Source organism: Sphingobacterium puteale (genome assembly GCF_003627955.1).
Classification (GTDB): Bacteria; Bacteroidota; Bacteroidia; order Sphingobacteriales; family Sphingobacteriaceae; genus Sphingobacterium; species Sphingobacterium puteale.
Genome location: NZ_RBWS01000020.1, coordinates 31995 through 57282 on the forward strand (window position 1 = coordinate 31995; position 25288 = coordinate 57282).

Annotated in this window: 23 protein-coding genes; 15 read left to right on the forward strand and 8 right to left on the reverse strand. The window is 40.2% G+C overall.

The genetic code is table 11. The features are described 5' to 3' along the window. Positions 1-224: 224 nt before the first annotated feature. The 5 genes from D7322_RS22435 to rodA all read left to right on the forward strand — a co-directional run bounded on the left by D7322_RS22435 (position 225) and on the right by rodA (position 5961). Positions 225-1247: a rod shape-determining protein gene (locus D7322_RS22435; protein WP_028071379.1), complete on the forward strand. Its 1023-nt coding sequence runs from the start codon at positions 225-227 to the stop codon at positions 1245-1247. Positions 1248-1339: 92 nt separating this feature from the next. Continuing rightward, complete coding sequence (mreC, locus tag D7322_RS22440) at positions 1340-2182, forward strand: rod shape-determining protein MreC (RefSeq protein ID WP_121126449.1); 843 nt, start codon at positions 1340-1342, stop codon at positions 2180-2182. After that, positions 2175-2693 carry a rod shape-determining protein MreD gene (locus D7322_RS22445; RefSeq protein WP_104385799.1) on the forward strand — a complete coding sequence of 173 codons (519 nt, stop codon included), beginning with the start codon at positions 2175-2177 and terminating at the stop codon, positions 2691-2693. Before mreC ends, D7322_RS22445 begins: the two co-directional genes overlap by 8 nt. Before the next feature lie 27 nt (positions 2694-2720). Further along, positions 2721-4703 (forward strand): penicillin-binding protein 2, encoded by a 1983-nt coding sequence (gene mrdA / locus D7322_RS22450; RefSeq protein ID WP_121126450.1) that lies wholly within the window; start codon positions 2721-2723, stop codon positions 4701-4703. Beyond that, positions 4696-5961, forward strand: coding sequence for a rod shape-determining protein RodA (gene rodA / locus D7322_RS22455; protein WP_121126451.1), 1266 nt, complete (start codon positions 4696-4698; stop codon positions 5959-5961). The genes mrdA and rodA overlap by 8 nt, the downstream gene beginning before the upstream one ends. Positions 5962-5989: 28 nt before the next feature. Here rodA and D7322_RS22460 read toward each other — a convergent pair whose 3' ends face one another. Genes D7322_RS22460 through D7322_RS22475 form a run of 4 tightly spaced genes read right to left on the reverse strand, consistent with a single transcriptional unit; the run spans position 5990 to position 8819 of the window. Further along, entirely contained in the window at positions 5990-6844 is an 855-nt protein-coding gene (locus tag D7322_RS22460; protein ID WP_121126452.1) for a nucleoside phosphorylase, read from the reverse strand. Next, positions 6841-7458, reverse strand: coding sequence for an IMPACT family protein (locus D7322_RS22465; protein ID WP_077437423.1), 618 nt, complete (start codon positions 7456-7458; stop codon positions 6841-6843). Before D7322_RS22465 ends, D7322_RS22460 begins: the two co-directional genes overlap by 4 nt. Then, complete coding sequence (locus D7322_RS22470; protein WP_121126453.1) at positions 7455-8327, reverse strand: EamA family transporter; 873 nt, start codon at positions 8325-8327, stop codon at positions 7455-7457. The genes D7322_RS22465 and D7322_RS22470 overlap by 4 nt, the downstream gene beginning before the upstream one ends. Before the next feature lie 15 nt (positions 8328-8342). Next, positions 8343-8819 carry a thermonuclease family protein gene (locus D7322_RS22475; RefSeq protein ID WP_121126480.1) on the reverse strand — a complete coding sequence of 159 codons (477 nt, stop codon included), beginning with the start codon at positions 8817-8819 and terminating at the stop codon, positions 8343-8345. Positions 8820-9365: 546 nt separating this feature from the next. Here D7322_RS22475 and D7322_RS22485 point away from each other — a divergent pair. The 5 genes from D7322_RS22485 (at position 9366) to D7322_RS22505 (ending at position 14834) form a co-directional block, all read left to right on the forward strand. After that, positions 9366-10190, forward strand: coding sequence for a prephenate dehydratase (locus D7322_RS22485; protein ID WP_108636938.1), 825 nt, complete (start codon positions 9366-9368; stop codon positions 10188-10190). Between the two features lie 117 nt (positions 10191-10307). After that, on the forward strand, positions 10308-11420 hold the full coding sequence (locus D7322_RS22490; RefSeq protein WP_121126455.1) for a chorismate mutase: 1113 nt from the start codon (positions 10308-10310) through the stop codon (positions 11418-11420). Then, the gene (gene aroA, locus D7322_RS22495; protein WP_121126456.1) at positions 11420-12670 is read left to right on the forward strand and encodes a 3-phosphoshikimate 1-carboxyvinyltransferase; all 1251 of its coding nucleotides are present in this window, start codon (positions 11420-11422) and stop codon (positions 12668-12670) included. The genes D7322_RS22490 and aroA overlap by 1 nt, the downstream gene beginning before the upstream one ends. A 216-nt stretch (positions 12671-12886) precedes the next feature. Continuing rightward, a complete protein-coding gene (gene aroC / locus D7322_RS22500; protein WP_121126457.1) occupies positions 12887-13993 on the forward strand; it encodes a chorismate synthase in 1107 nt (368 codons plus the stop codon). Beyond that, a complete protein-coding gene (locus D7322_RS22505) occupies positions 13980-14834 on the forward strand; it encodes an ROK family protein (RefSeq protein ID WP_121126458.1) in 855 nt (284 codons plus the stop codon). Before aroC ends, D7322_RS22505 begins: the two co-directional genes overlap by 14 nt. A gap of 120 nt (positions 14835-14954) precedes the next feature. Here D7322_RS22505 and D7322_RS22510 read toward each other — a convergent pair whose 3' ends face one another. Then, positions 14955-17372 carry an alpha-ketoacid dehydrogenase subunit alpha/beta gene (locus D7322_RS22510; RefSeq protein ID WP_121126459.1) on the reverse strand — a complete coding sequence of 806 codons (2418 nt, stop codon included), beginning with the start codon at positions 17370-17372 and terminating at the stop codon, positions 14955-14957. Between the two features lie 278 nt (positions 17373-17650). Here D7322_RS22510 and D7322_RS22515 point away from each other — a divergent pair, with 278 nt between their 5' ends. The 3 genes from D7322_RS22515 to D7322_RS22525 are packed head-to-tail and all read left to right on the forward strand — an operon-like array spanning position 17651 to position 20132. Then, a complete protein-coding gene (locus tag D7322_RS22515) occupies positions 17651-18841 on the forward strand; it encodes a DEAD/DEAH box helicase (protein ID WP_121126460.1) in 1191 nt (396 codons plus the stop codon). Positions 18842-18893: 52 nt separating this feature from the next. Then, complete coding sequence (locus D7322_RS22520) at positions 18894-19640, forward strand: hypothetical protein (RefSeq protein ID WP_121126461.1); 747 nt, start codon at positions 18894-18896, stop codon at positions 19638-19640. A gap of 36 nt (positions 19641-19676) precedes the next feature. Then, positions 19677-20132 (forward strand): NUDIX domain-containing protein, encoded by a 456-nt coding sequence (locus D7322_RS22525; RefSeq protein ID WP_121126462.1) that lies wholly within the window; start codon positions 19677-19679, stop codon positions 20130-20132. A 416-nt stretch (positions 20133-20548) separates the two neighbouring features. On the opposite strand, the gene D7322_RS22530 is transcribed toward D7322_RS22525, so the two are convergent. Then, positions 20549-21262, reverse strand: coding sequence for a class I SAM-dependent methyltransferase (locus D7322_RS22530; RefSeq protein ID WP_121126463.1), 714 nt, complete (start codon positions 21260-21262; stop codon positions 20549-20551). A 196-nt stretch (positions 21263-21458) separates the two neighbouring features. Between D7322_RS22530 and D7322_RS22535 the strand changes: the two genes are divergently transcribed. Further along, positions 21459-22343, forward strand: coding sequence for a LysR family transcriptional regulator (locus D7322_RS22535; RefSeq protein ID WP_121126464.1), 885 nt, complete (start codon positions 21459-21461; stop codon positions 22341-22343). 30 nt (positions 22344-22373) lie between these two features. Continuing rightward, complete coding sequence (locus tag D7322_RS22540; protein WP_121126465.1) at positions 22374-23510, forward strand: serine hydrolase domain-containing protein; 1137 nt, start codon at positions 22374-22376, stop codon at positions 23508-23510. A gap of 150 nt (positions 23511-23660) precedes the next feature. Here the strand turns inward: D7322_RS22540 and D7322_RS22545 are convergent, their stop codons facing one another. Next, positions 23661-24185 (reverse strand): glutathione peroxidase, encoded by a 525-nt coding sequence (locus D7322_RS22545; RefSeq protein WP_121126466.1) that lies wholly within the window; start codon positions 24183-24185, stop codon positions 23661-23663. A gap of 11 nt (positions 24186-24196) precedes the next feature. Next, positions 24197-25063 carry an N-acetylglucosamine kinase gene (locus D7322_RS22550; protein WP_108636951.1) on the reverse strand — a complete coding sequence of 289 codons (867 nt, stop codon included), beginning with the start codon at positions 25061-25063 and terminating at the stop codon, positions 24197-24199. Between the last annotated feature and the right edge of the window lie 225 nt (positions 25064-25288).

Sequence of the window (25288 nt, forward strand, 5' to 3'; positions counted from 1 at the left end):
ATTTCAAAGACACATTTTTAATTCACATTTCGTATTGCATCCAATAAAAAATAAGTTAGCACAAGAAGTAACAATTGTAGATTATATTCGTTAAATTTAGAAACGGTTTTTTCCAGATAGAATTTACTTGCAGAATATAGTTTTTTTTGATGTATAACCTCAAAAAGATTAATTTTTTTTGTGTAGGTTTGCATATTATTTTAAAATAGCTTAAGAATTAGCAAATGGGCTTATTTAATTGGTTTACGCAAGAAGTTGCGATTGACTTGGGTACTGCAAATACCCTAATAATTCATAATGACAAAGTAGTAGTGGATGAGCCTTCTATTGTTGCATTTGACCGCACCACAAACAAAGTGATTGCCATCGGTCGACAGGCCATGCAAATGGAAGGTAAAACACACGACAATATAAAAACGGTACGACCTTTACGTGATGGAGTGATTGCTGATTTTACGGCTGCTGAACATTTGATCAGAGGGATGGTAAAATTGGTCAACAATGGTAAGAGTTGGTTTTTCCCATCTTTACGCATGGTGGTCTGTATTCCATCGGGTATCACTGAGGTGGAAAAAAGAGCTGTACGTGATTCTGCGGAGATCGCCGGAGCCAAAGAAGTTTATCTGATCCACGAACCAATGGCTGCTGCTGTAGGTATTGGCATCGACGTGGAAGAACCGATGGGTAACATGATTATAGATATTGGTGGCGGGACGACAGAAATTGCGGTCATCGCACTATCTGGTATCGTCTGTGATCAATCCATCCGCGTAGCAGGCGACAACTTTGACTCTGACATTGTTCAATACATCCGTAGACAACATAATATCATGATCGGTGAACGTACTGCGGAGAAGATTAAGATTGAAGTTGGGGCAGCACTTCCTGAGTTACAGGAGCCACCTGCAGATTTTGCTGTACAAGGTCGTGACCTCATGACAGGTGTCCCTAAACAGATTACGGTTTCTTATACAGAAATTGCCCATTGTTTGGATAAATCAATTTCTAAAATCGAAGAAGCCATCTTAAAAGCACTTGAAATTACGCCACCGGAGCTATCTGCCGATATCTATCAAACAGGTATCTACCTGACTGGTGGCGGTGCGTTATTACGTGGTTTAGATCGTCGTATTCAAGCGAAAACAAAACTTCCAGTACACATTGCCGAAGATCCTCTTCGTGCTGTTGTCAGAGGCACCGGTATTGCGCTTAAAAATATTGGCCGATTCAAATTCTTGATGCAATAATTAACGTTCGATAATTAACAAGATTTTATTAAAGAGCGATATAATATGCAAAACTATTATATCGCTTGCTTATTAAATACCCGCAATAAAAAATGAGAAACCTTTGGTTATTCCTGAGACGATATAATGCATTCTTTTGGTTTATCCTATTTTTTGGATTCTCATTATTTATGATTATTACCAACAATTCGTTTCAACGCAATTCTGTGTTAAACTCTTCCAATCATGTAATCGGTAGTCTTTATGCAAAGATAAACTCCTGGAAAAGCTATTTACATCTAGGGGAGACAAATGATGCATTAGCAAAAGAAAACGCTCAGTTACGGAAAGACCTCCAGGCATATAAATCGACCGACAGTATCAAAATTGGCCCTGTGCCGGTTATGGACAGCAGCGAATTCGACCGCTACCAATTTCTAATTGCAAATGTAATCAACAATAGTATCCATCAAAAAGCGAATACAATTACCCTGGATAAGGGCAGTAAAGATGGGATAGAAAAAGGAATGGGGGTCATCGCACCCAATGGTGTTGTTGGTATCGTATTAAACGTTTCGCCGAATTTTTCAACAGTACAGTCCCTTCTACATCCCGATACCCGCATATCAGTAACCTTGGGCCATAGTGAAGTCTTTGGATCTTTAGTTTGGGGCAACAATATAGATTATCGTGCCGCAACAGTGAAGGAAATTCCCAATCATATCAAAGTAAACAAAGGCGATAAAGTCTATACCTCTGGATATTCAGGACACTTTCCCAAGGGCATTTTTGTAGGGACAGTTATTCAAACGGGTATTTCATCCGGGGATGCGTTCTTGGATCTTCGCATTCTTTTAAGCACCAATTTCTCCAATCTACAACATGTATATGTCGTAAAAGATTTATTAAGTAATGAATTAAAAACATTGGAGGAATCGACTAAGGACAATGGCTAGGATTTTAATATTTAACATTATTCGATTTATCGTCTTGATTGGAATGCAGGTATTTTTGTTCCAAAATATCGGTTATTACAACTTGGTTGCAGCGTTTCCTTATATTTTGTTTGTCTTCTTGCTACCAACGGGAACACCTAATTTTCTGGTGTACCTGATCGCATTTCTAACGGGACTAACGGTAGATTCTTTTTACGATACGCTGGGGGTCAATACTGCCGCATGTGTAGCCCTGGCGGCCTTCCGCATTTTCTTTATGAAAATCACGCTTGAAGTGGAGGAACGGGACTCCTTTCTTACCCCAATGTTGGGATTGATGAATGTGAGATGGTTTTTTTCCTATATCTTTTTCGGTACATTGATTCACCATACTTTCCTGTATCTGCTGGAATCTTTCTCCTTTCAACATATTCAATACACACTGCTCAGTATTGTTTTAAGTTGTATATTTACAGTAATTATCATGCTATTATTTAGCATATTATTCTACAAAAAGAAAGATCGGTTGTAGTAGATCGATGGATAGAAATTTATTTCTATGAATAGTTTTTTTGCTCGCAAGTACGTCGTTTCCGGAATCTTTGTTGCCATTGCGCTGACTTTGGTCGCCCGCCTATTTTATTTACAGATCATTGACGATTCCTATATACATTCAGCCAATAGCAATGTCATGCGCAAGGTCATTGTTTACCCTGCAAGGGGTGTAATTTTGGACCGCAAGGGTAAGGTATTGGTACAAAATGAGCCTGTCTATGATTTGATGGTAACGCCACGCGAGGTGAAAGAAATTGATACTGCTCTGTTTTGCAAATTAATCGAGATCGACAAAGAAGGCTTTATTAAACGAATGGATAAAGCTAGGGCACACTCCCCGTACAGGGCATCAATTTTTGAAAAACAGCTATCTGTCCGGACTTGGGCTCAGTATCAGGAATATCAATATCAGTTTCGCGGGTTTTATGTACAAAAGAGAACGATCCGGAGTTATCCCGATAGTATTGCTGCTCAATTTTTAGGTTATGTCAGTGAGGTAAATGATAAAGATATTGAGCGATCGAATGGATTTTACCGTAGTGGCGACTATATCGGCAGAAGTGGTGTTGAACGTTCATATGAAGATCTGATCCGGGGGAAAAGAGGTGTTAACAACTTAATGGTGGATGCATTGAATCGTCCTAAAGGTATATTTATGGAGGGTAAATATGACACCTTGGCCGTGGCCGGTGAAGGTTTGGTTTCCTCCTTGGACAAGGATCTACAAATATTAGGTGAAAACCTCATGAAAAATAAATTAGGTTCCATCGTTGCCATTGAACCGGCAACAGGAGAAATCCTGGCTTATGTGAGTAGCCCAAGTTACAATCCGAATCTGATGGTTGGCCGTCAGGTGGGCAACAATTACATGAAATTGCTGAACGATGAGACCAAGCCCCTTTTTAACCGCCCCATTCAAGCATCCTATCCTCCAGGTTCTGTTTTTAAGGTCGTTTCGGCCTTAACGGCGCAACAAGCCGGAGTAATCGACCGCAATACGGTATTTTTCTGTCCGCACGGTTATAGCTATGGTGGTGGACGTGGCTGGATGGGCTGTACCCACTATCATGGATCAACGACCTTACAACGTTCTGTCGCTGTTTCCTGTAACACATACTACGGGTTTACTTATGCAAAGATGATCGATGGCCGTGGTCTTTCCGGCCCGAAAGCTTACGACCTCTGGCGAAATGCAGTCACACAGTTTGGAATCGGACACAAATTAGGGATAGATCTACCGGGGGAGAAAGCAGGTTTATTGCCTACATCGGAGTTTTATACAAAACGTTACGGCAATGACAAGTGGCGTTCAAGTTTTAATATCTCTTTATCCATTGGACAAGGTGAAATGGGCATCACGCCATTACAAATGGCCAATATCATGGCTATTGTCGCGAATAGAGGCTTTTATTATAGACCCCACCTTATTAAAGGAATCGGTGCGCAAAAAATCGCCAAAAAGGAATTCACGGAAAAGATAAGCGCTGGGGTGGATGAACGATATTATCCTGTCGTGATCCAGGGGATGAGTGATGCCGTAAACACACCTGAAGGTACAGCTTGGTCAAATCGTATTCCCGGGATTGAAATGTGCGGAAAAACAGGTACGGCACAAAATCCACATGGTGAAAATCACGCCGTATTTTTCGCATTTGCCCCGCGGGAAAATCCTAAAATTGCCATAGCGGTATTTGTTGAAAATGCAGGTTATGGCGGCACTTGGGCTGGCCCAATCGCCAGCATGATGGTGGAGAAATACTTAAAAGATACCATTACGGCACCAAAATATATTCAGGATCGGATCTATAAAGCAAACTTTCTCCCGGCGCCAAAAAAAGTAATAGATCCCAAAAGTAAAGATGTCAAGAAGGCGGATTCGATCAAATCAAAAACAGATACTGTTAAAGCAAAGCGTCAAGTGGCAGCCCTGGTAAAACCAAAGGAAACAATTGTTCACCATAGCGAGGTAAAGAGAAGATATGAATAATCAAAAAAATAGTTTCTTTGGAAAAATTGATTGGCTGACAATCATGCTTTGGCTTTCGTTGTGTATAATCGGTCTTTTCAATATCCGTGCGGCTGTTTTTAATCCAGATATGCCCGGTTTCTTCAGCTTGGGGACCAACTATGGAAAACAGTCTTTGTATCTTGTTTCGGCGATTATATTAGGTATATCCATTTTGATTATAGATGCCAAGTTTTTCAGTTCAGCTTCGCCGATATTCTACGGAATAACGGCCATCTTACTTGTTATTGTTTTGGTTGTGGGCCGAAATGTAGGTGGAAATCAGGCCTGGATTGATTTGGGATTCTTCCGGCTGCAACCGTCCGAGTTTGCCAAACTTTCAACCTGTCTGTTGCTGGCCAATTTTTTAAGCGCCCAGAGCAATAAAGCACCCACTATGCAAACCTTGGCCATGGGCGCAGGTATTGTACTATTTCCTGTATTCTTGGTTATGCTACAGCCCGACACGGGATCTGCATTGGCTTTCTTTTCCTTAATTTTCGTATTTTACCGTGAAGGGTATGTAAACAACGAGTTATTGATATTCGGTGGACTGTGTATTTTGCTTTTCGTTTTGGCTTTGCTGTTCAACCCGTGGATATTAATCTTGGTATTAGCCCTTATCATTGGATTTTTTATGTGGAGTTTCCGAAAAAAGAGGAAATACATCATTAATTTAAGTATTCTTTTCGCTGCCTGTACCGCGTTTATACTATGCGTCGACTTGGTTTACGACCATGTATTGCAACCACACCAACGTGATCGGATCGATATCATTCTTGGCAAAACGCAAGACCTCCGAGGAAAGGGCTATAATTTGAACCAGTCTAAAATTGCCATTGGTTCAGGTCAATTTTGGGGCAAGGGCTACTTACAGGGTACACAAACAAAGTATAATTTTGTTCCCGAACAGAGTACAGATTTTATCTTCTGTACCGTAGGGGAAGAATGGGGATTTGTCGGCTCAGTAACACTGATAACAATCTATCTCACCCTACTCTTGCGTATCATTCATATCGCGGAGCGACAGCGTTCGGCATTTGCCCGCATCTACGCTTACGGCGTGGCCTCCATCCTATTTTTTCACTTGTTTATCAATATCGGAATGACTATAGGAATCATCCCTGTCATTGGAATTCCATTGCCTTTTGTCAGCTATGGAGGCTCTTCACTCTGGAGTTTCACGATACTGCTCTTTATCATGCTCAAATTTGACTCCAATAGAAAAGGGGTCGTATAGTTTGCAGTTGGTACTGGGAGAGATTTTACTAAATCCTTTCCAGTACCAGTTGAATCGCCTTTTCCACGACCGCTTCAGGATCTGCAGAAAATTCTCCCGCTACCCTACTTGCTAAAATGGCATTAATGGATAAAGCCTGATGACCGAACATGTTCGCCAGCGCATAGATACCGGCAGTTTCCATTTCCAGATTGGTCAAACGGAAATCGTTATGCCGAAATGAATTTATCAAAGAAATCAGATCCGGGATCGTATTGTCTGATCGTAGACAACGTCCCTGTGGCGCATAAAATCCCGGTGCCGTCAACGTTATCCCTTTAGGTAGATCGAAAGCAATTCGGTCCAATAATCGCTCTCCGGCACGTGCTACATAAGGTTTTAAACTTAACTGTGGAAAATAACGAATTAGAGCCTGCTGGATATTCAATTCAATTTCATCATAAGGTTTTTGGTAGAACTGCATCAATGCATCAAAGCCAACCCCATATTCCGAAGCCAATATACTTCCCATTTCAACATCTGTCTGTACAGCACCGGAAGTACCGATACGCACGATTTCCAAAGCGGTCAGTTCGCTCCTTACTTCCCTACGCTGAAAATCGATGTTCACCAAAGCATCCAGTTCATTCAATACGATATCGATATTATCTGTACCTATACCCGTAGAGATCACGCTCAGCCGTTTGGCACCAATATATCCCGTATGGGTGATAAACTCACGCTTCCCTTTTTTGAGTTCAATACGGTCGAAATATTTCGACACCTTGGCGACACGGTCCGGGTCTCCTACCGTAATGATCGTATGGGCTAAGTCCTCCGGCAATAAATTCAAATGGTAAATACTTCCATCTGAATTCAAAATGAGTTCTGAATTGTTTATCATATCGTTCTTAAATAATTCAATTGACAACCTTCAATTTTGGAAAAACGTTCCACGACACGGTTCACCTGCATTTTACGTACCTCAAATTCCAGATAGCAATTATTGTCAAATTCCTGCTTTTCGATTTCCAGTCCTTCTTCCTTAATAATACGCATAACATCATTCATATTTAGATAATCAAAGGTCAAGCCATAGCTATCGTTAACTGTACGTTCGATGATCTGAGCTTGGTCCAAGGCATCCTGTGTAGCCGATTTATAAGCATTAATCAAGCCAGGTACACCCAATAGGGTTCCACCGAAATAACGGACAACAACGACGATTATATTTGTAATATCTGCCGAGAGCAAAGCATTTAAAATAGGACGCCCTGCAGTTCCAGAGGGTTCACCGTCATCGTTTATCCGAAAGACATTCCGATCCGGAGTCAGCCGATAGGCCCAGCAGTGGTGTCTTGCCTTCGGATGCAGGGATTTCACTTCCTGTAAAACATCTTTTAATTTCTCCTCAGATTTAAAAGGAAATGCATAAGCGATAAATTTACTTCCCTTATCTCTAAAAATTCCCTCATAGTTTGCATCGATCGTCCGATAAGTATCTTCAAATAAACTCACTGATATGCGATAATTAAAACTGAAACAATGGAAAGAACTATCCCGAGGTAATTCAACCATGAGAGTCTTTCTTTAAAAAATAGTACACCGACCAAAGCACCCAGCGAGATAACACCAATATTCATCCCGGTGAATACGATGGAAGGGTTTTCAGGCAATGCCCGATGGGCTTTCATATAAAATAATATATTACAAAAATTGAAAGCACCTAAAATTAGACCATAGACGACTGCTTTAGGTGAAAAGGTCTGCTTGTCAACGAAGATAAAATAACCTAATAAACCAAATGCGATCAGCATGGCCATAACAAATATAATAAACATCGAACTGACATAAGGTATCGTCACATGCAATGCCACCTGTTTAAAGAGGATATCAATAATCCCCATACCAATAAAAACAAGCAATGGGTAGAGGCCATTTCTATACTTTGCATTTGACTGCGTTATTGTAGGAAGAGATTTTCGCCAACCGATGGAACATATGATCGCCAATAGACCTATCCCTATCCCCAACAGCTTGTTTCCCTGTAGCTTTTCCTGGAATAGAAAAAACGCTGCCAGCAGGGGAATAAATAAAGACAGCCGCTGAGCCACCTCTGTTTTTACCAAACCACTGTAACGGATAGATAGTGCAATAAATACAAACATCCCCGGTAACAGGACAGCCAATGCCGTATACAGCGGGAATGGTAAGGTCGTCAAGCTAATTTCCTTTATTTGGGGCCGTAATATAAAGTAGGTCAAAGCAACCGCCATCGGATAATTCCAAACGATCACTTGTTTTGTTTCCACGCCATACTGTTTCGCCAGTTTTAACAATACGGCTACAGTGACACTACAGATAACACTTATAAGGACAAAAATCATTGTTCTGTTACTAAATTACTTCCAAAGTCCACGCTTAGCCTGACGGGCCTGTCGTTCTAATTTCACAAAAAAATCAGCATACTGAACATTCGGGGCCAAGGTGTAGGTCACCGCATAGCCCTGCTCGATCAGCTCCGCGTTAACAAATTTCTCCCGAAGATACACATAAGCAAGAAGTCTTCCATAACGATCCTTTTTACCGACATCAAATACCAGCTTCACATTTTTTCCGGTCAACAAAGTTTTTAGATATTCTTTTGCCTCCATGCCATAGTAACCAACCTCTTTACGTGCTGTCTTCCTTGTTTCGGGAGCATCAATCCCGATCAAGCGTACCCGTTCTCCTTTTTTACTACCATTTTCAATCACAAAGGTATCCCCGTCTATTACCCGTCTCACTTTCACATACCGCTCCTCCCCTTTATAAGAAAAACCTAAAAACAAGAAACAGATAATCGCGGTACTCACCAAAAAATTAAATCGCTTTAGCATAAAAATCAAATTTGGGCAAAGGTAATAAAATACTTTTTCAGCAAACAACATATAAAATACTCCATATTTCAACAAAAAAAAACGGTATTTTCAATAAAAAAAACACTAAAAAAAAATAGCTGTTTTTAATATGCTTTTTTTATTAAAAAACCATTAAAAAAAACAGACATAAAAGAGATTACAAAAACAATAAAAGCCTATATAAAAGAAAATTACAAAAACAAACAACTTCAAAAAACCTAAAAAAACATTTATTTTTAACACAAAAAAAGCAGAAAAAAAACAACCAAAAACACACCTATAAATGATATATTTTATATGAAAAAATTTATTTTTTCTTTGATATTCCAAAAACATTCGTACATTTGAAATGTCAAACAACACAAGGATGAACAGATCATATACATATTTCTATTTTAACTTCTTTTATTTTAAAAATAAGAGCCGGGATTAGATTGTGTATACATTAAAATATAACAAGAAAGAGTCCCGGTTTAGATCATCGGGACTCTTTCTTGTTTAAGGGCAAAATAGTAACAAAAAAAAATGAGTTTAAAAATTGCGATACAAGGAGCAAAAGCTTCATTTCACGAGGAAGCAGCATTTAAATATTTTGGACGCGAAGTCGAGATTGTTGAATGTGATTCATTCAAAAAAACCTGTGAATTGCTTAAGCAAAGAAAAGTAGATTACATTGTTATGGCGATCGAGAATTCGATTGCGGGTAGCCTATTACCAAACTACAATCTGCTTCGGGATTATAAATTTCATATCACAGGTGAAGTCTATCTCAACATTCAACAGAATCTGATGGTATTACCGGGTGTAAAATTGAAAGACATCAAGCATATCGAATCACATCCGATCGCCATCCGTCAATGCGAAGAATTTCTTTCGGAGCTGGAAGGTGTACGTATTACCGAAGGGTCAGACACCGCGGCCACAGCAAAGATGATTGCTGAACGGAAATTGACTGATACCGCTGCTATTGCGGGTACCTTGGCTGCAGAGATTTACGGTCTTGAGATTTTAGAAAAAAGAATCGAAACCAATAAAAAGAATGCAACACGTTTTTTAGTTCTTTCGAATGAGGTGGTTGAACATAAAAATGCGAATAAAGCATCCTTATCGTTCCAAACGGGAAATACTGTTGGTTCCTTAGCGACAATTTTACAGTGTTTTGCTGAGCAAAATATCAACCTGAGCAAGATTCAGTCTATGCCTGTTATCGGAAAACGCAACGAATATGACTTTTTCGTTGATGTTGAATGGAAAAAACAATCAGACTATGAAGCTGCGATCCGAAAAGTACTCAAACATAGTGTCAATTTCAATATTATGGGCGAGTACATCAAAAACGAGAAACTATAATCAACAAATTAATACTTATAAAACAATCAACTTACCCTGAATCTGTTGGAGCTATAAAAACTTACAAAACAAGCTTAACAGCTTAACAGACTCAAATACTTTTAAAAATTTATTCCGATGAAAAATACATTAGAAATCACTCCTTTGAAATCATGGTTGGATACTGGAGACAAGCCTTTAATTATCGCAGGCCCTTGTAGTGCAGAGACAGAAGAACAATTGGTATCTACAGCACACCTATTGGCAAATACTGGAAAAGTAAATATTTTACGTGCAGGAATCTGGAAGCCACGTACGCGTCCGGGCGAATTTGAAGGTATCGGTTCCATTGGTCTGGAGTGGTTGAAGAGAGCGAAAGAAGAAACAGGTTTATTAACAGCTACAGAGGTTGCAACAGCAAAACATGTCGAAGAAGCTTTGGCAGCTGGTGTTGATGTACTTTGGGTAGGTGCACGTTCCACTGCAAATCCATTCACAGTACAAGAAATTGCTGATGCACTACAGGGCGTAGATGTACCTGTTTTCGTAAAAAACCCTGTTAACCCTGATTTATCGTTATGGATCGGTGCTTTGGAGCGTATCAATCGTGCTGGTATCAAAAAATTAGGTGCGATCCACCGCGGTTTCTCTTCTTACGAGAAAACAGCATTCCGTAATGAACCGATGTGGGATTTAGCCATCCAGTTAAAAACTGCTTGCCCTAATTTGCCGATCATCAATGACCCTAGCCACATCTGTGGTAACCGTGAATTGCTACCGTACATCGCCCAAAAAGCTATGGATATGGATATGCAAGGTTTGATCATTGAATCACATATTGATCCTTCTGTTGCATGGACAGATGCCAAGCAACAGGTTACACCAGCAGCCCTAGCAGAGTTGATCAATCATTTGACATTACGTAAAGCTGATTCTAACAACCCTTCATTCGAGGATAAATTAGCCGAATTGCGTAGTAACATTGACAAATTGGATGACTTAATTATCCAAAAAATCGGTGAGCGGATGAAAATTGCAGAGAAAATCGGTGAATACAAACGCGATAACAATGTGACGATCTTACAGGTAAACCGTTGGGATGAGATTGTTCAAAAACGCACAAAACTTGCTGAAGCGCTATCTTTGGGCAGTGAATTTGCAACAAAATTCCTAGAATTAATTCACAACGAATCTATCCGTAAACAAAATGCGGTCATGAATTCACAGGAACAACCAACAGCTGAAGCATAATGAATCAACAAGTCATCAAGCTGACGCATCCATCGAAAAAAATAAAAGGCACGGTTCAACTGACAGGATCAAAATCCGAGAGCAACCGTGCTCTTATTATCCGCTCGTTGAGCAAGGGGCAAGTTGATATAGCAAACCTTTCCGAGGCTGCCGATACGGTGACGTTAAACCGTGTCTTACAGATCGCATCAGCTCCTCAACCTGGCTACAACACGATTGACATCGGTCCGGCGGGTACAGCAATGCGCTTTTTAACAGCCTACCTGAACCTTGTTCAAGGAAACTTTATCCTTACGGGGACCGAACGCATGCAACAACGGCCAATCGGTATATTGGTTGATGCCATGAAGGAGATCGGCGCCGACATTCATTACGAGAAGAAATCCGGCTATCCGCCCCTAAAAATAGACGGAGGTTTATTTCAGGGGAAGGACCGTGTCCGGATAAAAGGGAATATCAGTAGCCAATACATCTCTGCCCTACTATTAATTGCTCCCGCATTGAAAAAGGGGCTCACATTGGAAATTGAGGGCGAACTGACTTCCAGACCTTACGTATCCATGACCCTGGATATGTTAAAAAGTGTCGGCATAAAGCATGAGTGGACAGCAAATGAAATACATATTGCCCCGCAGACTTTTTCAAAAAGCACGATTTATGTGGAGCCAGATTGGAGCGCAGCTTCCTACTGGTACGCTATTGTAGCGCTGGCGGAAGACGGAGCATCCATTATCTTACCTGGGCTTAAAAAAGACAGTCTGCAAGGAGATATTGCAATTGTCGATATCATGACCCATTTTGGTGTGCAATCCAGTTTTGAAGCCGATGGTTTGCATCTTCATAAAACGGTAATAGATTCGGAAAAAACGTTATTTGATTTCAAGGAATGCCCGGATCTTGCGCAGACTGTCGTCGTTGTCGCGGCAGCTTTAGGGCGTGAGGTTTCCTTTACAGGTCTTGAAACATTAAAGATCAAAGAAACGGATCGAATTGCAGCTCTCCAGACTGAAATAGCTAAATTTGGCGCTGAACTGATCGCAGATAATGAAACCTATCATCTTAAAACAGCAGGGGTATTCCGGCCAGAAGACGTGACCTTTAATACCTATGAGGATCACCGTATGGCAATGGCTTTTGCCCCCCTTGCATTGGTTTTTGACCAGATCAAGATTGCGGAGCCAATGGTTGTGGAAAAATCGTATCCTGATTTCTGGAAACATCTACAGGCCCAATCTTTTAGCATCGACTAATATTAAAAGAAACCGGGAGAGTATAATTATAAGTTCCCGGTTTTTACAACCTATATACACGCTTTTAATAGCTTTAATGACGACAAAAGGAAGACTATCCGCAGACGGACGTAGATATGATTTAAAATAATCAAAATTGACAAAGTAAGGTTTTAGGATAGTGTTTTCATTGCATTTAAAGGCAAATTTATCTAAGTTTATTGAAATTTAATTTTTATGGCAGGAAACTCATTTGGCGATTTATTCAGAATCAGCACTTTTGGTGAATCACACGGTAAAGCGATCGGTGTAATTATTGATGGTTGCCCCTCAAATATAACGATAGACGAAGAGTTTATACAGTCTGAACTAGATAAACGGAAACCCGGACAGTCCAGGATTACCACACAACGAAAAGAAAGCGATACTGCTCAGATATTATCGGGCGTATTCGAAGGCAAGTCAACCGGAACACCGATTGCCATTGTTATACCTAATGAAGATCAACGTTCCAAGGACTATACCCACATTAAAGATATCTTCAGACCTTCCCATGCGGACTTCACCTACCAGATGAAATATGGCATCCGTGACTACCGCGGCGGTGGCCGTTCCTCGGCCCGCGAGACAGCTGCCCGTGTTGCTGCAGGTGCTGTTGCGAAGAGCTTTCTACAACAATTTGGCATTGAAATCTTTGCCCATGTTTCCGGTGTAGGCACGATCGAAGCTCCGAATTTGGACACCAAAGATCTTAAAGCCTTGCTTGAGCTACGCGAATCCAATATCGCTCGCTGCGCTGATCCGGCCACAGCCAATGAAATGGTCGCATTTATAGATTCCGTAAGAAAAGCTGGTGATACAGTAGGTGGACGCATTTCGGCAGTGATAAGACATGTTCCCGTTGGACTTGGAGAACCTGTATTTGACAAACTCCATGCTGACCTCGCCAAAGCAATGATGAGTATCAATGCCGTACACGGATTCGAATATGGATCAGGTTTTGCGGGTTCGGAGTTGCGAGGTTCCGAACATAATGATATATTTGTAGCAGATGACCATGATTTAAATCAAGTGCATACACATACCAATTTCTCCGGGGGAATACAGGGCGGTATATCAAACGGTATGGATATTACTTTTAAAGTAGCATTTAAGCCTGTTGCCACCATCATGAGAGATCAAGAAACAGTCGATATCCATGGCAACCCGGCCATCGCAAGTGGAAAGGGAAGACATGATCCTTGTGTTGTTTCGAGGGCGGTAATTATTGTAGAAGCCATGGCGGCACTTGTAATTGCGGATCATCTACTTAAACATCAAAGTTACAAACATGCTGCAAGATAATTATGTCGTAGGTGTTGACATTGGAGGCACTCATATTTCCGCCTGTATCATTGACACCAAACAATGGAATATACATTTAGAGAACGTGGTCAGAAACCACGTTTTTTCTCAAGGAGATGCTAAAACGATTTTACACACCTGGACCTCCGCAATACGGGATTGTATGACCACCTCACCCACAGCTATTCAATTCATTGGCATAGCAATGCCGGGGCCTTTTGACTATGAAAATGGGATTTCTAAAATGTTAGGACAAAGCAAGTACGACAACTTGTACGATCAAGACATTAAAAGCCTTTTATCTGCTGAGCTGGGTTTACCGCCTACCGCCATTCACTTTATCAATGATGCAGCGGCTTTCCTACAAGGGGAGATATTTGTACAGCACCTTCAGACCAACCCGAGGATACTCGGGATTACATTGGGGACTGGCTTAGGGTCTGCCGTATGGAATAACGGCGAAAAAGCTTTCGATGCAGATCTATGGAATACACCTTACAAGGAAAGTATCTTTGAAGAATATCTTGTGACAAGATGGTTTGTCAAACGCTTCAAAGAGATCACAGGGAAAAATGTCACCGGTTTAAAGGAAATCTTGGACAATCATAGAGAAACGGCTGCATTCACAACAATCAAGGATGAATACGCAACACATCTCTTTGATTTTATGCAATTTTTTGAAGAAAAATACCAGACGAATATCTTTATTATTGGTGGCAACATCGCAAAAGCACTTCCTATCTTTATCGCGGACCGGGAAGAATTCAATAGATTCACCATGCATACAGCTATATTGGGGGAAAAGGCAGCCATGATTGGCGCCGCAAGCATATTCAGTTAGTTCAGGGACTTAAAAACACAAAATAGCGTTCCCCCTGAAAAAGAATACTATTCAAAGAGCTTCTTGCAAGCAGCTCTTTGAATAGTATCGCTAAAATAACAGATCCCAAGAAATATCCATCTATTCAAACATAGATGGATATTTTTCTGGATTAGCCTCATGCATGATTGCATATACCGTTTCGACAACATCATCCGAAGATGGCTTCGAAAAATAGTCACCATCCGAACCATAAGGAGGTCGGTGCGCTTTTGCTGACAATGTCCGAGGTTGGCTATCAAGCAAATAATAACCATTTTGATTTTCAAGTATTTCTTGTAATATAAATGCGGCAGCACCTCCGGGTACATCCTCATCTACCACTAACAACTTATTTGTTTTTTTCAGAGATTCCGCACATAATTGTGCTTTGTCAAACGGCAACAAGGTCTGGGCATCGATAATCTCGATAAATATCCCCAGACGTTCCAATTCTACAGCAGCTTCTTCGACAACGCGTAACGTTGAACCATAGGAGACTACCGTAATATCTTGTCCTTCTTTAATACGCTCTGCATAACCGATCGGCACCGTAAATTCACCAACATTTTCTGGCAAACGTTCTTTGAGGCGATATCCATTCAAACATTCAACGACAATAGCCGGTTCATCTGAGCGGAAAAGCGTATTATACATTCCGGCAGCTTGTGTCATATTACGAGGTACACAGACATGCAATCCTCTTAAGGAGCCCAATATCACAGACATCGGTGATCCCGAATGCCATACACCTTCCAGTCGGTGTCCGCGGGTACGGATAATGACCGGTGCTTTTTGCCCGCCGAACGTACGGTAACTTAAGCTGGCTAAATCGTCACTGGCAACCGTGATACCGTAGATCAGATAATCTAAGTATTGAATTTCAGCAATTGGTTTTAACCCACGGATCGCCAATCCGATCCCTTTACCGATAATTGAATTTTCGCGGATCCCGGTATCAAATACGCGATGTGCACCGAGCTTATCCTGTAGACCTGCAAATCCTTGGTTGACATCCCCTATTTTCCCCACATCTTCCCCGAATGCCAATAAACGTTCATCACGTCGAAAATTTTCTTCAAAACAAAGATTCAACACTTCCCGACCATCCACGATTTTAGAATCTTCATTATAAATCGCGGGTACTGCAGGGACATTGAAGGGAGAATCAACACCATCAGTAAATAATTTCGAATTGTACCGTTTCTCGTTAATCTCCTGCTTAACTTTATACCAATTCAACAATTCCTGACGACCTTCTGTCTGTTTTCCCTTTAGCTCATGCAAGATCTTCCGGACCTGTCCATACACCTCTTTCAACGAAGGTTCTACCATCGATTGCAGTTTTTTTGCTGCGAAGTCCGCTTTCTCATTTGGAATTCGAGCCAATAAATCAATGGCTTCTTTTGCTTCCAGCGTCAACGTTCTGATATAGTCAGCCCAAGCCCTTTTTTGTTCCTGACGAACAAAATCTTTGGCCTCACGATCCAATTGATCCAACTCTTCATCCGTAGCAATACCCGAACTTTGAATCCATTCCTTCATTTTGGCGATACAGTCGAAGTCTGTTTCCCACTGCAGGCGTTCCTGAGATTTATAACGCTCGTGGGATCCCGAAGAGGAATGCCCTTGTGGCTGTGTCAGTTCGGTCACATGAATCAAACAAGGGATATGTTTTTCTCTTGCAATGCTGGCAGCCTGCTCATAAGTTTCACACAAGCCCGCATAGTCCCAACCTCTGACCTTGAAAATTTCGATTCCGTTGGTCAGCTCCTCTTTTTGAAAACCCTTTAGGATTTCAGAAATATCACCTTTCGTGGTCTGTATTTCATTGGACACTGAAATTCCGTAACCATCATCCCAGATAGAAATAACTGTAGGTATCTGATGCACTCCGGCAGCATTGATAACTTCAAAAAATACCCCCTCCGAAGTTGCGGCATTCCCTATGGTACAGAAGGTAACTTCATTTCCTTTATTCGAGAAATAGGACAAATAATCCAAATTTCTGTTTTGCTTATACAATTTAGAGGCCAATCCGAGTCCCAGCACCCGCGCCATCTGCCCTCCTGTGGTGGATATATCTGAGAAGGAATTCTTCTGCACGGTTTGATCAAGCCAATTCCCCTGATCATCCAATACCCGCGTAGAAAAATGACAGTTCATTTGCCGACCGGCGGAAGAAGGATCTGCCTCAACATCCGGATGTGCATACAATTGAGAAAAAAAACGGTAAACATCACTGATGCCCGAAGCAAATATAAATGTTTGGTCACGGTAATATCCCGACCGCCAATCGCCATTTCTGAAGACCTTAGCCATCGCAATTTGTGCCAACTCTTTTCCATCGCCAAAAATACCAAACTTCGCCTTACCGGTAAGCACTTCTTTACGTCCCAATAAACTCACGTAACGACTCTCCAAGGCAGTTCGATAATCATTCACAATAATCTTTTTGAACTCGTCAAAGCTCAAAGTGGAAATAGATTCATTGTTTTGGTCAAATGCAGTATCAAGCATATTCTTTTTTGTTTCAACAAATTTAACAAAAATATTATTCTATATAATTGGTGTTTGTCAAATAAATTGACAATCAATGGTTCGTATTTGAAATAGAATATTCTAATTTCTCAAATTAGTACTTTTTGAGAAAAATTCCTAATTTTTGTAGATTTTTAATTATTATACATAAGGATTAAAGTCTAGCGATAGGGATCAGAAATTATACTTTCTTTTCTCTCAACAGATAGTAAACATGAGATTGCGATAGATCTTCTTTTTAATTTTATTTTTTTACTGTGAATTTTTCAGCACTTCAACTCAATAAGCTTCTTTTTTCGAACATTGAAAAACAGAAGCTCTCGGTACTAACAGCTGTCCAGGAACGAGTTATCCCTGCCCTATTGGATGGCAAAGATTGTCTGGCGATTGCCCCTACGGGCACCGGAAAAACCGAAGCTTTCGCCATTCCGCTCGTTCAACATTTATTAGAAAAGGGTCAAAGGGAACATGCCTCCGTCCTTATTCTGCTTCCAACACGTGAACTCTGCATCCAAACGAAAGATAGAATCGCTAAGCTGATTGAAGGTACCAGCCTCGGTATCGCATGCTTTTATGGTGGCGGAACTTACGAAAGCCAACTTGCGGACTACCCTAACGCTCACCTGATCCTGGCTACTCCAGGCAGACTGCTTGACTTTCTGGAACAACAGGTTATTAATCTGAAATCGATAAACACCCTGGTCATTGATGAATTTGATCAACTGCTCGATCTGGGTTTCGCACTAGAAATCAATAAAATTATGCAGGCACTTCCTACGGAAAGACAGTCTATTTTCGTATCGGCAACTCGCACAGCTGAAATGGATAAGATCGTTCAGAAAAGACTCAAAAATCCAATCGAAATCGTCGTAGAAAATCAACTTAAAAAAGGAAAAATACACGAATATGTGATGTACGTTGATAAAAATGACAAGAAAAATCTCATCCGACATCTGCTTGAAAACAGGATAAATTCACAAGTGCTTATTTTCACACGTACCGTCCATGCTGCCGAACGAATTGTCACAGACCTTCAGCGAAATGGCATTTCGGCTCTCGCTCTATATGGCGATAAGTCGCAACAGCAACGGGAGGATATCGTTAGTAAATTTAGAAGCAGTGAAAACAGGGTATTAATAGCGACGGATTTATTAGCAAGAGGCATAGATTTCCCAAATCTTGAAGCTATTATTAATTATGAAGTACCAGACTCCCCTGAAACATACACACATCGTATCGGAAGAACAGGCCGTTCTCAGGCTGACGGCATGGCTATCACACTCTGCGACGCAGAAGACAATCAGAAATGGATAAAGCTACAATTAGCACTAAACAAACAGATACAGATTGACGATCAGCATCCATTTTTATTGAGTTGGGAAAAAATGCTGTCCAGCAGTCAAAGCAATACCCGAAAAGGCCAATCAAAATCGAGAAAACGTCGTTAAATTATAATTATTCTTTTACTTTTACCTGCAATTAACAAAATCACAGTCCAAGATGAGTACAATACATTTATTTGACGATAGTAATAATGCGAACGACAATCGCCTGGGGGATCTCGAAAAAACCATCATCATGAATAATCTGATGGAGGTTCCTTTTGACGAGCGGGATGAATTATGGCGCGATACTTTCTTAAACAACATAGCAGAATGCACCCTAAAGCTTGCTGAAACTGAAGTTGTGATCGGCCCGGACGGATTTCCTTATTTTCAGTTGGAAAGTGTGCCCAAGGACCAAAATTTCCAGGCTTTCGTCATCAAAAACCGCTTGAAGGATTTTGTATTGCCGAAAGGTTTTGGTATCGCCATCAATACACAAAATGGAAACCCGGATTGGATCTTTACTTATGGAGATTTGGTTAATTATTTCTTGAATGACGAGTTTTATACTGACCGGAGCATTTTTTCACAAAAAAATGAACAGACCACCATTAGTAAAGATGAAGAAATATTAGTTGGTCAACCATCGGAAACCATCCTACCGCGTCACGTCCGGACACAACTTCGCGAGTTTTTGGATTATTATGGTGTAAAGAACGCCAAAATTATGCTTATTGCACGTAACTATAAAGACGAAGAAAAAGTGTCCCAAGATCTGGTCTTTAATATCGTTGCCAATCAATTTAGGACAGAAAAAGAATTCACGGATATCATGGAAGCAATCGGCTGGTTCCTGCCCAGACATTATTCCTATATCGGATTGGATGAATTTGCGATTGAGAATGGCTTTATGCCATTGTAAAAGAAAAAATTTGATTATATAAACAGCGAATAAATAATGTTTCCATTTAACGTAAGAGTATACGGAATATTGATCAACGAGAAAGAAGAAGTGCTGATCAGTGACGAAAGGACGGAAAATGTTTCATTTACTAAATTTCCGGGCGGAGGATTAGAATATGGAGAGGGGCTATTAGAGGCCCTAATCAGAGAATACCAAGAAGAGTGCGCATTTGACATTAACGTCATAAAACATATCTACACAACTGATTTTTACGAGAAATCAAGTTTCAATGATAGCCAGATCATATCAATTTATTATCAGGTCAAAAATACTTCGGCCATTCAGATCAGAACAACCACCAAGGCATTTGACTTTGATCCGAACGAGAAAGTGGAAGACAATAAGCGTCAGTCTTTCCGATGGGTTCCTGTCCATGTGCTTAGGATAGCAGATCTAACATTTAAAACGGATCAAATTGCCTGGACAGAATTTTTGAAAACGCTGAGATGATAAGATTTTTTTTAATTTTCGTCAATTTTATTTGTATTTAAAAAATAAACACATATCTTTACGTAAACCAATGGAAATACTTTGTTTTTTTAAAGTATTGACCTTAATAATTACATTTTATTATTTTTTTGATATCTCGTAAGACGAGATGAGTGAAGAGAAAAGCGATATCAAACAGACATTGGTTTATTGAATTTGTAAATTCCTAGTCCTATAGGTTTTTTAATAGTTAGTGTGATTTTATGGCGATACTCCCCGTATCGCCTTATTTTTTGTCTTATTACGCGCTGTCTCTGTCGCCTTTATTTAGAGTATTTACACATCCGGAGAGCACGGTCAGGGACTCACTCTCATTTCTTTTTTAGAGATCTCTACACCTGCTAAAACCTCAGCAACGACAGCAACAATTGCGGATCCTATTTGAATGCGACGAAAGAGGCAAAACACAAATTTTTATGCAATACATCTATATTTTTAAATCCGACTTTTGCCAATAGCTCAAGCTGATATACCAACGGCCTCGGTGTGTCCTCATGTTCGATATAGGCAAAGACATGATCGCGATATGCTTCATTTTGCAAATTCGTTAAGTAGGCTCCATATTTTTCGCGATAGATCAGCTGCTGGAGAGACGCACTATTTTGTTCGATTAGATCGAAAATCCATACACTACCACCACTTTTGAGTAATCTAAAAAGTTTCTGGAATGCAGTCTCCCAATCCTGATCGTCCCGTAGATGATGTAATACCGCCGTCGCAATTATTACATCATATTTTCCCTCGGACAGATCAGCCTGTCGAAAATCGCTTTTCACCTGATGCACCCGTCCACTGGTAAGTGCTCCGACACGTTCTTTAGCACGTTCTAACATCGGTAAACTCAGATCAACTAAGGTAACATCTGGATTGGAACTGACTTTTTGCAATAATTTGACATCATAGTTACCTGCACCGCAGCCAATATCCAATACCTGCTCGAGCCCCGGGTAAAGGGATGAAATTGCATCCGTTATAAGTTCCATATTCCACACGGCATCCAATGTCGTCGCCTGCCCCGTCTCTAAATTAGCAAACCGTTCAACATCCTTGTCAAATCGCGTTTCAATCTCCTGTAATGTTGCTTTATTCATAGTAATATATTTATTTACGAGCTGACTATGCTCTGTTGTCTTTCAATGACTACATCGTATCCGGATCGTTTTGAAAAGCATGTCGGGCTTTTTCCGATAAGATAGGATATATAAATTTTAATTATTTAAAGGTAGTGTTAACTCGAATTCATTAAAAATATTTATTTTGTCATCGATTCATACCAAAAAAGTATCAATGGAAATCAGACATCTTATTTATTTCAAAACAGTAGCCGAGGAGCTTCACTTCGGAAGAGCAGCCGAGCGTTTATTTATGTCCCAACCACCGCTCAGTAGACAGATCAAAGATCTTGAAGATGAGCTTGGTGTTATTCTCTTCTTCAGAACAAACAAAAGGGTGGAACTGACCGAAGCCGGTAAATACTTTTTGGAAGAGGTCATCGAAATCCTTCAAAATTTAGAGCATAGCAAAACAATCACAAAACAGATCCATAACAATATCTCAGGGGAATTTAAATTAGGTTATATCAGTTCCACACCAAAACAGATGTTGGCAACAGTATTGAAACAGATTCAGCAAAAATTCCCCTATCTACGGGTCAGCCTATTTGAGACATCTACACAAAAACAAAAAGCAGCGTTAGAAAACGGAAAATTGGATCTCGGAATTATGCGTGCGCCCATATACGCTAGCGAGCTCCTGATCACACCGCTGTTCGAAGACCCAATGGTCATTGTGGGATCCACAGCAGTAGACTTCAAGGATATCAATTTTTTCAACGAGAATTTCATCTCCTTCAACCAAAAATACGCCTCTGAATACCATCGCTTAACAATCAATACTTGTAATCGCATGGGATTTGAACCCAAGATTGTGCACCAGAGCAATTCCATGTCTTCGATCCTCGAATTGGTATCACAAGGCTTAGGATTAGCTGTAGTACCAGCATCTACGATAAAACAGTATCCCCATCTGAAATTAAAAATTATGAAACTCGATGATATAGATAGCAAAACAGAAGTTATTTTGGTTTCCAATATAAAAAGTAAGAACAGTGCGCTCGGAGAGTTCATTCAATGTATTCAAAAGGAATACCTTAAATTTAATAAAGCATATTAAAAAAAGGACTGGTTTGTCCCGATTCAAACAATGAAAAAAACCATCATTTCCCTTCTTCCATTAACACTGTTGCTCCCCGTACTATTGTTCGGACAGCGGGCATCAGAAATTGACCAGAAATTGCAGGCCATTATGCAGCGCTATCAAGCGATAGGATTGAGTGTCGTACTCGTCAAAAACAACCAGATTGACTTTCATAAAAACTATGGTTACAAAAATATAAAAGACAAAACCCCATTACAGGAAAACGACATCTTCCGGATAGCTTCCATATCAAAGTCATTTACCGCCACGGCTTTTATGCAACTCTTAAAACAGGGCCTCTGTTCTTTAGATGATGATTTCGGGGATCTAATCGGTTTCCCGATTAGAAATCCAAACTACCCTGAGGTAAAAATCACCCTGCGGATGGTACTTTCCCACACTTCCAGTATGAATGATAAAAACGGTTATTTTAACCTGGATGTGATCAACCCGTCCAAAAATCCGAACTGGAAAGATTCATACAACAGTTATGCCCCGGGCAGCCGATATCAGTATTGTAATCTAAATTTTAATATGGCGGGAGCCGTATTGGAGAAACTGACACAGATGCGTTTTGATAACTATATCTCCAAAAACATTCTCAAGCCATTGCAGCTTTATGGTGGATATTGTGTTGACTCACTGGATCATTCAAGATTAGTCCCTTTATACTCATTCGATGAAAAAGCTAATTTTATAGAAGAAGCAAATGCCTATGCTCCAAGACGCGATGAACTTGCAACTTATCACCTGGGCTATACGACTCCGATACTCTCTCCCACTGGTGGTATGAAAATATCAGCACTCGATCTCGCAAAATACATGCTCATGCACATGAACTATGGTACGACCAAAGGGAAAAAAATAATGGATAAAAAATATGCAAAGATCATGCAAACGGCGGTTAACAAGCAATCTGGTTATGGTCTCGCGATCATGAACGAAAGCAGCATTATTCCCGGCCTCACCCTAACGGGGCATACGGGATCTGCCTATGGATTATACAGTGCGCTATTTTTTAATCCCACAAAAAAATATGGATTCGTAGTGATCACCAACGGTTGCAACTTGCCAGATAGCGATAATTTCAATCCTTTGCTCAAAGACTGTATCCAAGCCCTATATGATAGCTTTATAAAATAGGCTGAAGTCTAAGGACAAAGTCTGACTGTCTGCCTCAAGCAGGAAAGAAAACAATTAAATGGATAGCAACTTCCATAACAACGCATAAAAATACCCCCAAATAGTATTCGACTTTTTGGGGGTATCGTATCGTTGAGCGTATGGATTGATTTATTTTTTATTCTCAACCCAGTTTACAATTGCCGGATCCAATGGATTGGTTGCTGATCGAAAGCGGTGTACCAATTGACCATTTTCATCAATCAGGAATTTTTCAAAGTTCCATTTGATATCGCCGGTAAAATCCGGATTGTTTTGTGTGATCAAATATTTAAATAATGGCGAAATCTGATCACCTTTCACATCTACCTTTTCTGCCATTAAAAAATCCACACCATAATTCTGCTCACAAAATTCTTGAATCTCGGTGTTGGAACCCGGCTCCTGTTGTCCAAAGTTATTCGCTGGAAAACCAATGATCACCAATTTATCGCCAAAGGTCTTGTGTAGTTCTTCCAGGTCTTTATACTGTTTCGTAAAACCGCATTTAGACGCTGTATTGACGATCAAGATTTTCTTGCCTTTGAAATCGGACATTTTCACTTCCTGCCCATCCAGGGTCTTAAAAGTGAAATTATAAATTTCGGGATTGCCAAATAACATTGACATATACACCATAATAGTTGCTATAATCATATTTTTTTTGTTTAAAGACTCAACAATGAGTTACTCTCTCTTTCCAATACTGCATTGAACAATTCATTTATAGGGGACTTGAGGATTGTTCCGACCTTAATCTGATGCGTTTCACACACTTCTCGTAATAATAAATCAAAACTGTAAGCAATTGACCCCACAAAGTGACACTCATACTGATTGTAATCAGCATAAGTTAAAATAGATGCCTGAACGAACTCTTCAAAACCTCCTTTTACCAGGTCGATGATAAATGGATGGGTAATATTATCAGACATGAAAGGCGCAAAAGATGCTAAAAAAGCATTTGGTCGTTCTTTCTGGTACACGTTTTTTATAACAATCTCTTTATTAATGCGGTATTTGACCGCAAATTTCTCGTTCAGATCTTTCGGCATACGCCCGTAAAGAAATAAACGAAGAAGCTTTTTCCCAAAATAGGCCCCAGAGCCTTCATCTCCCAACACATAACCGTTGCCGTTATGCGAAGGCATCAACTCTTCGCCATCAAAAAAACTCAGGTCCGATCCTGTGCCAAGCGTGGCAACATATCCTTTTTTATTGCCACAGGTTGCCAGCGCACATCCGAAAAGATCATTCTCAACAGCGATATAGGCATTTTCGAACAAGGGAGTCAAGGCATTTGAAACCATTTCACGGCGATCTGGGGTAATGCAGCCAGCTCCAAAAAAATAAAGCTCCGTAACCTCATCCGCATAAGGTATTATTTCGGGTATCTCTTTAATAACCCGTGTAATTTCTTTTTCGTTAACGAAAAAAGGATTGAGTCCATTTGTACTGAACGAAATAGGTGCGCTGTCGGGCAATTCCAATTTCCAATCTGACTTTGACGAGCCACTATCAACAACTAAGATCATACAAATTCTTGATTATTTTCCCCTGATAAACTAGTGTATCAAATATACGAAAATTACGTCCAAACTGAAACGACGGTTCTTAAAGAAAATACGTATCTTGGATTTTTTATGTGATATCTTTACAATCTAATGAAACTTTTTAAATCAATTAAAGTCTGACGGATTTAATGAACTATTGAAGAACCAATAAAACATTTTTTTGTTTTGATTTAAGCATAAGATAAT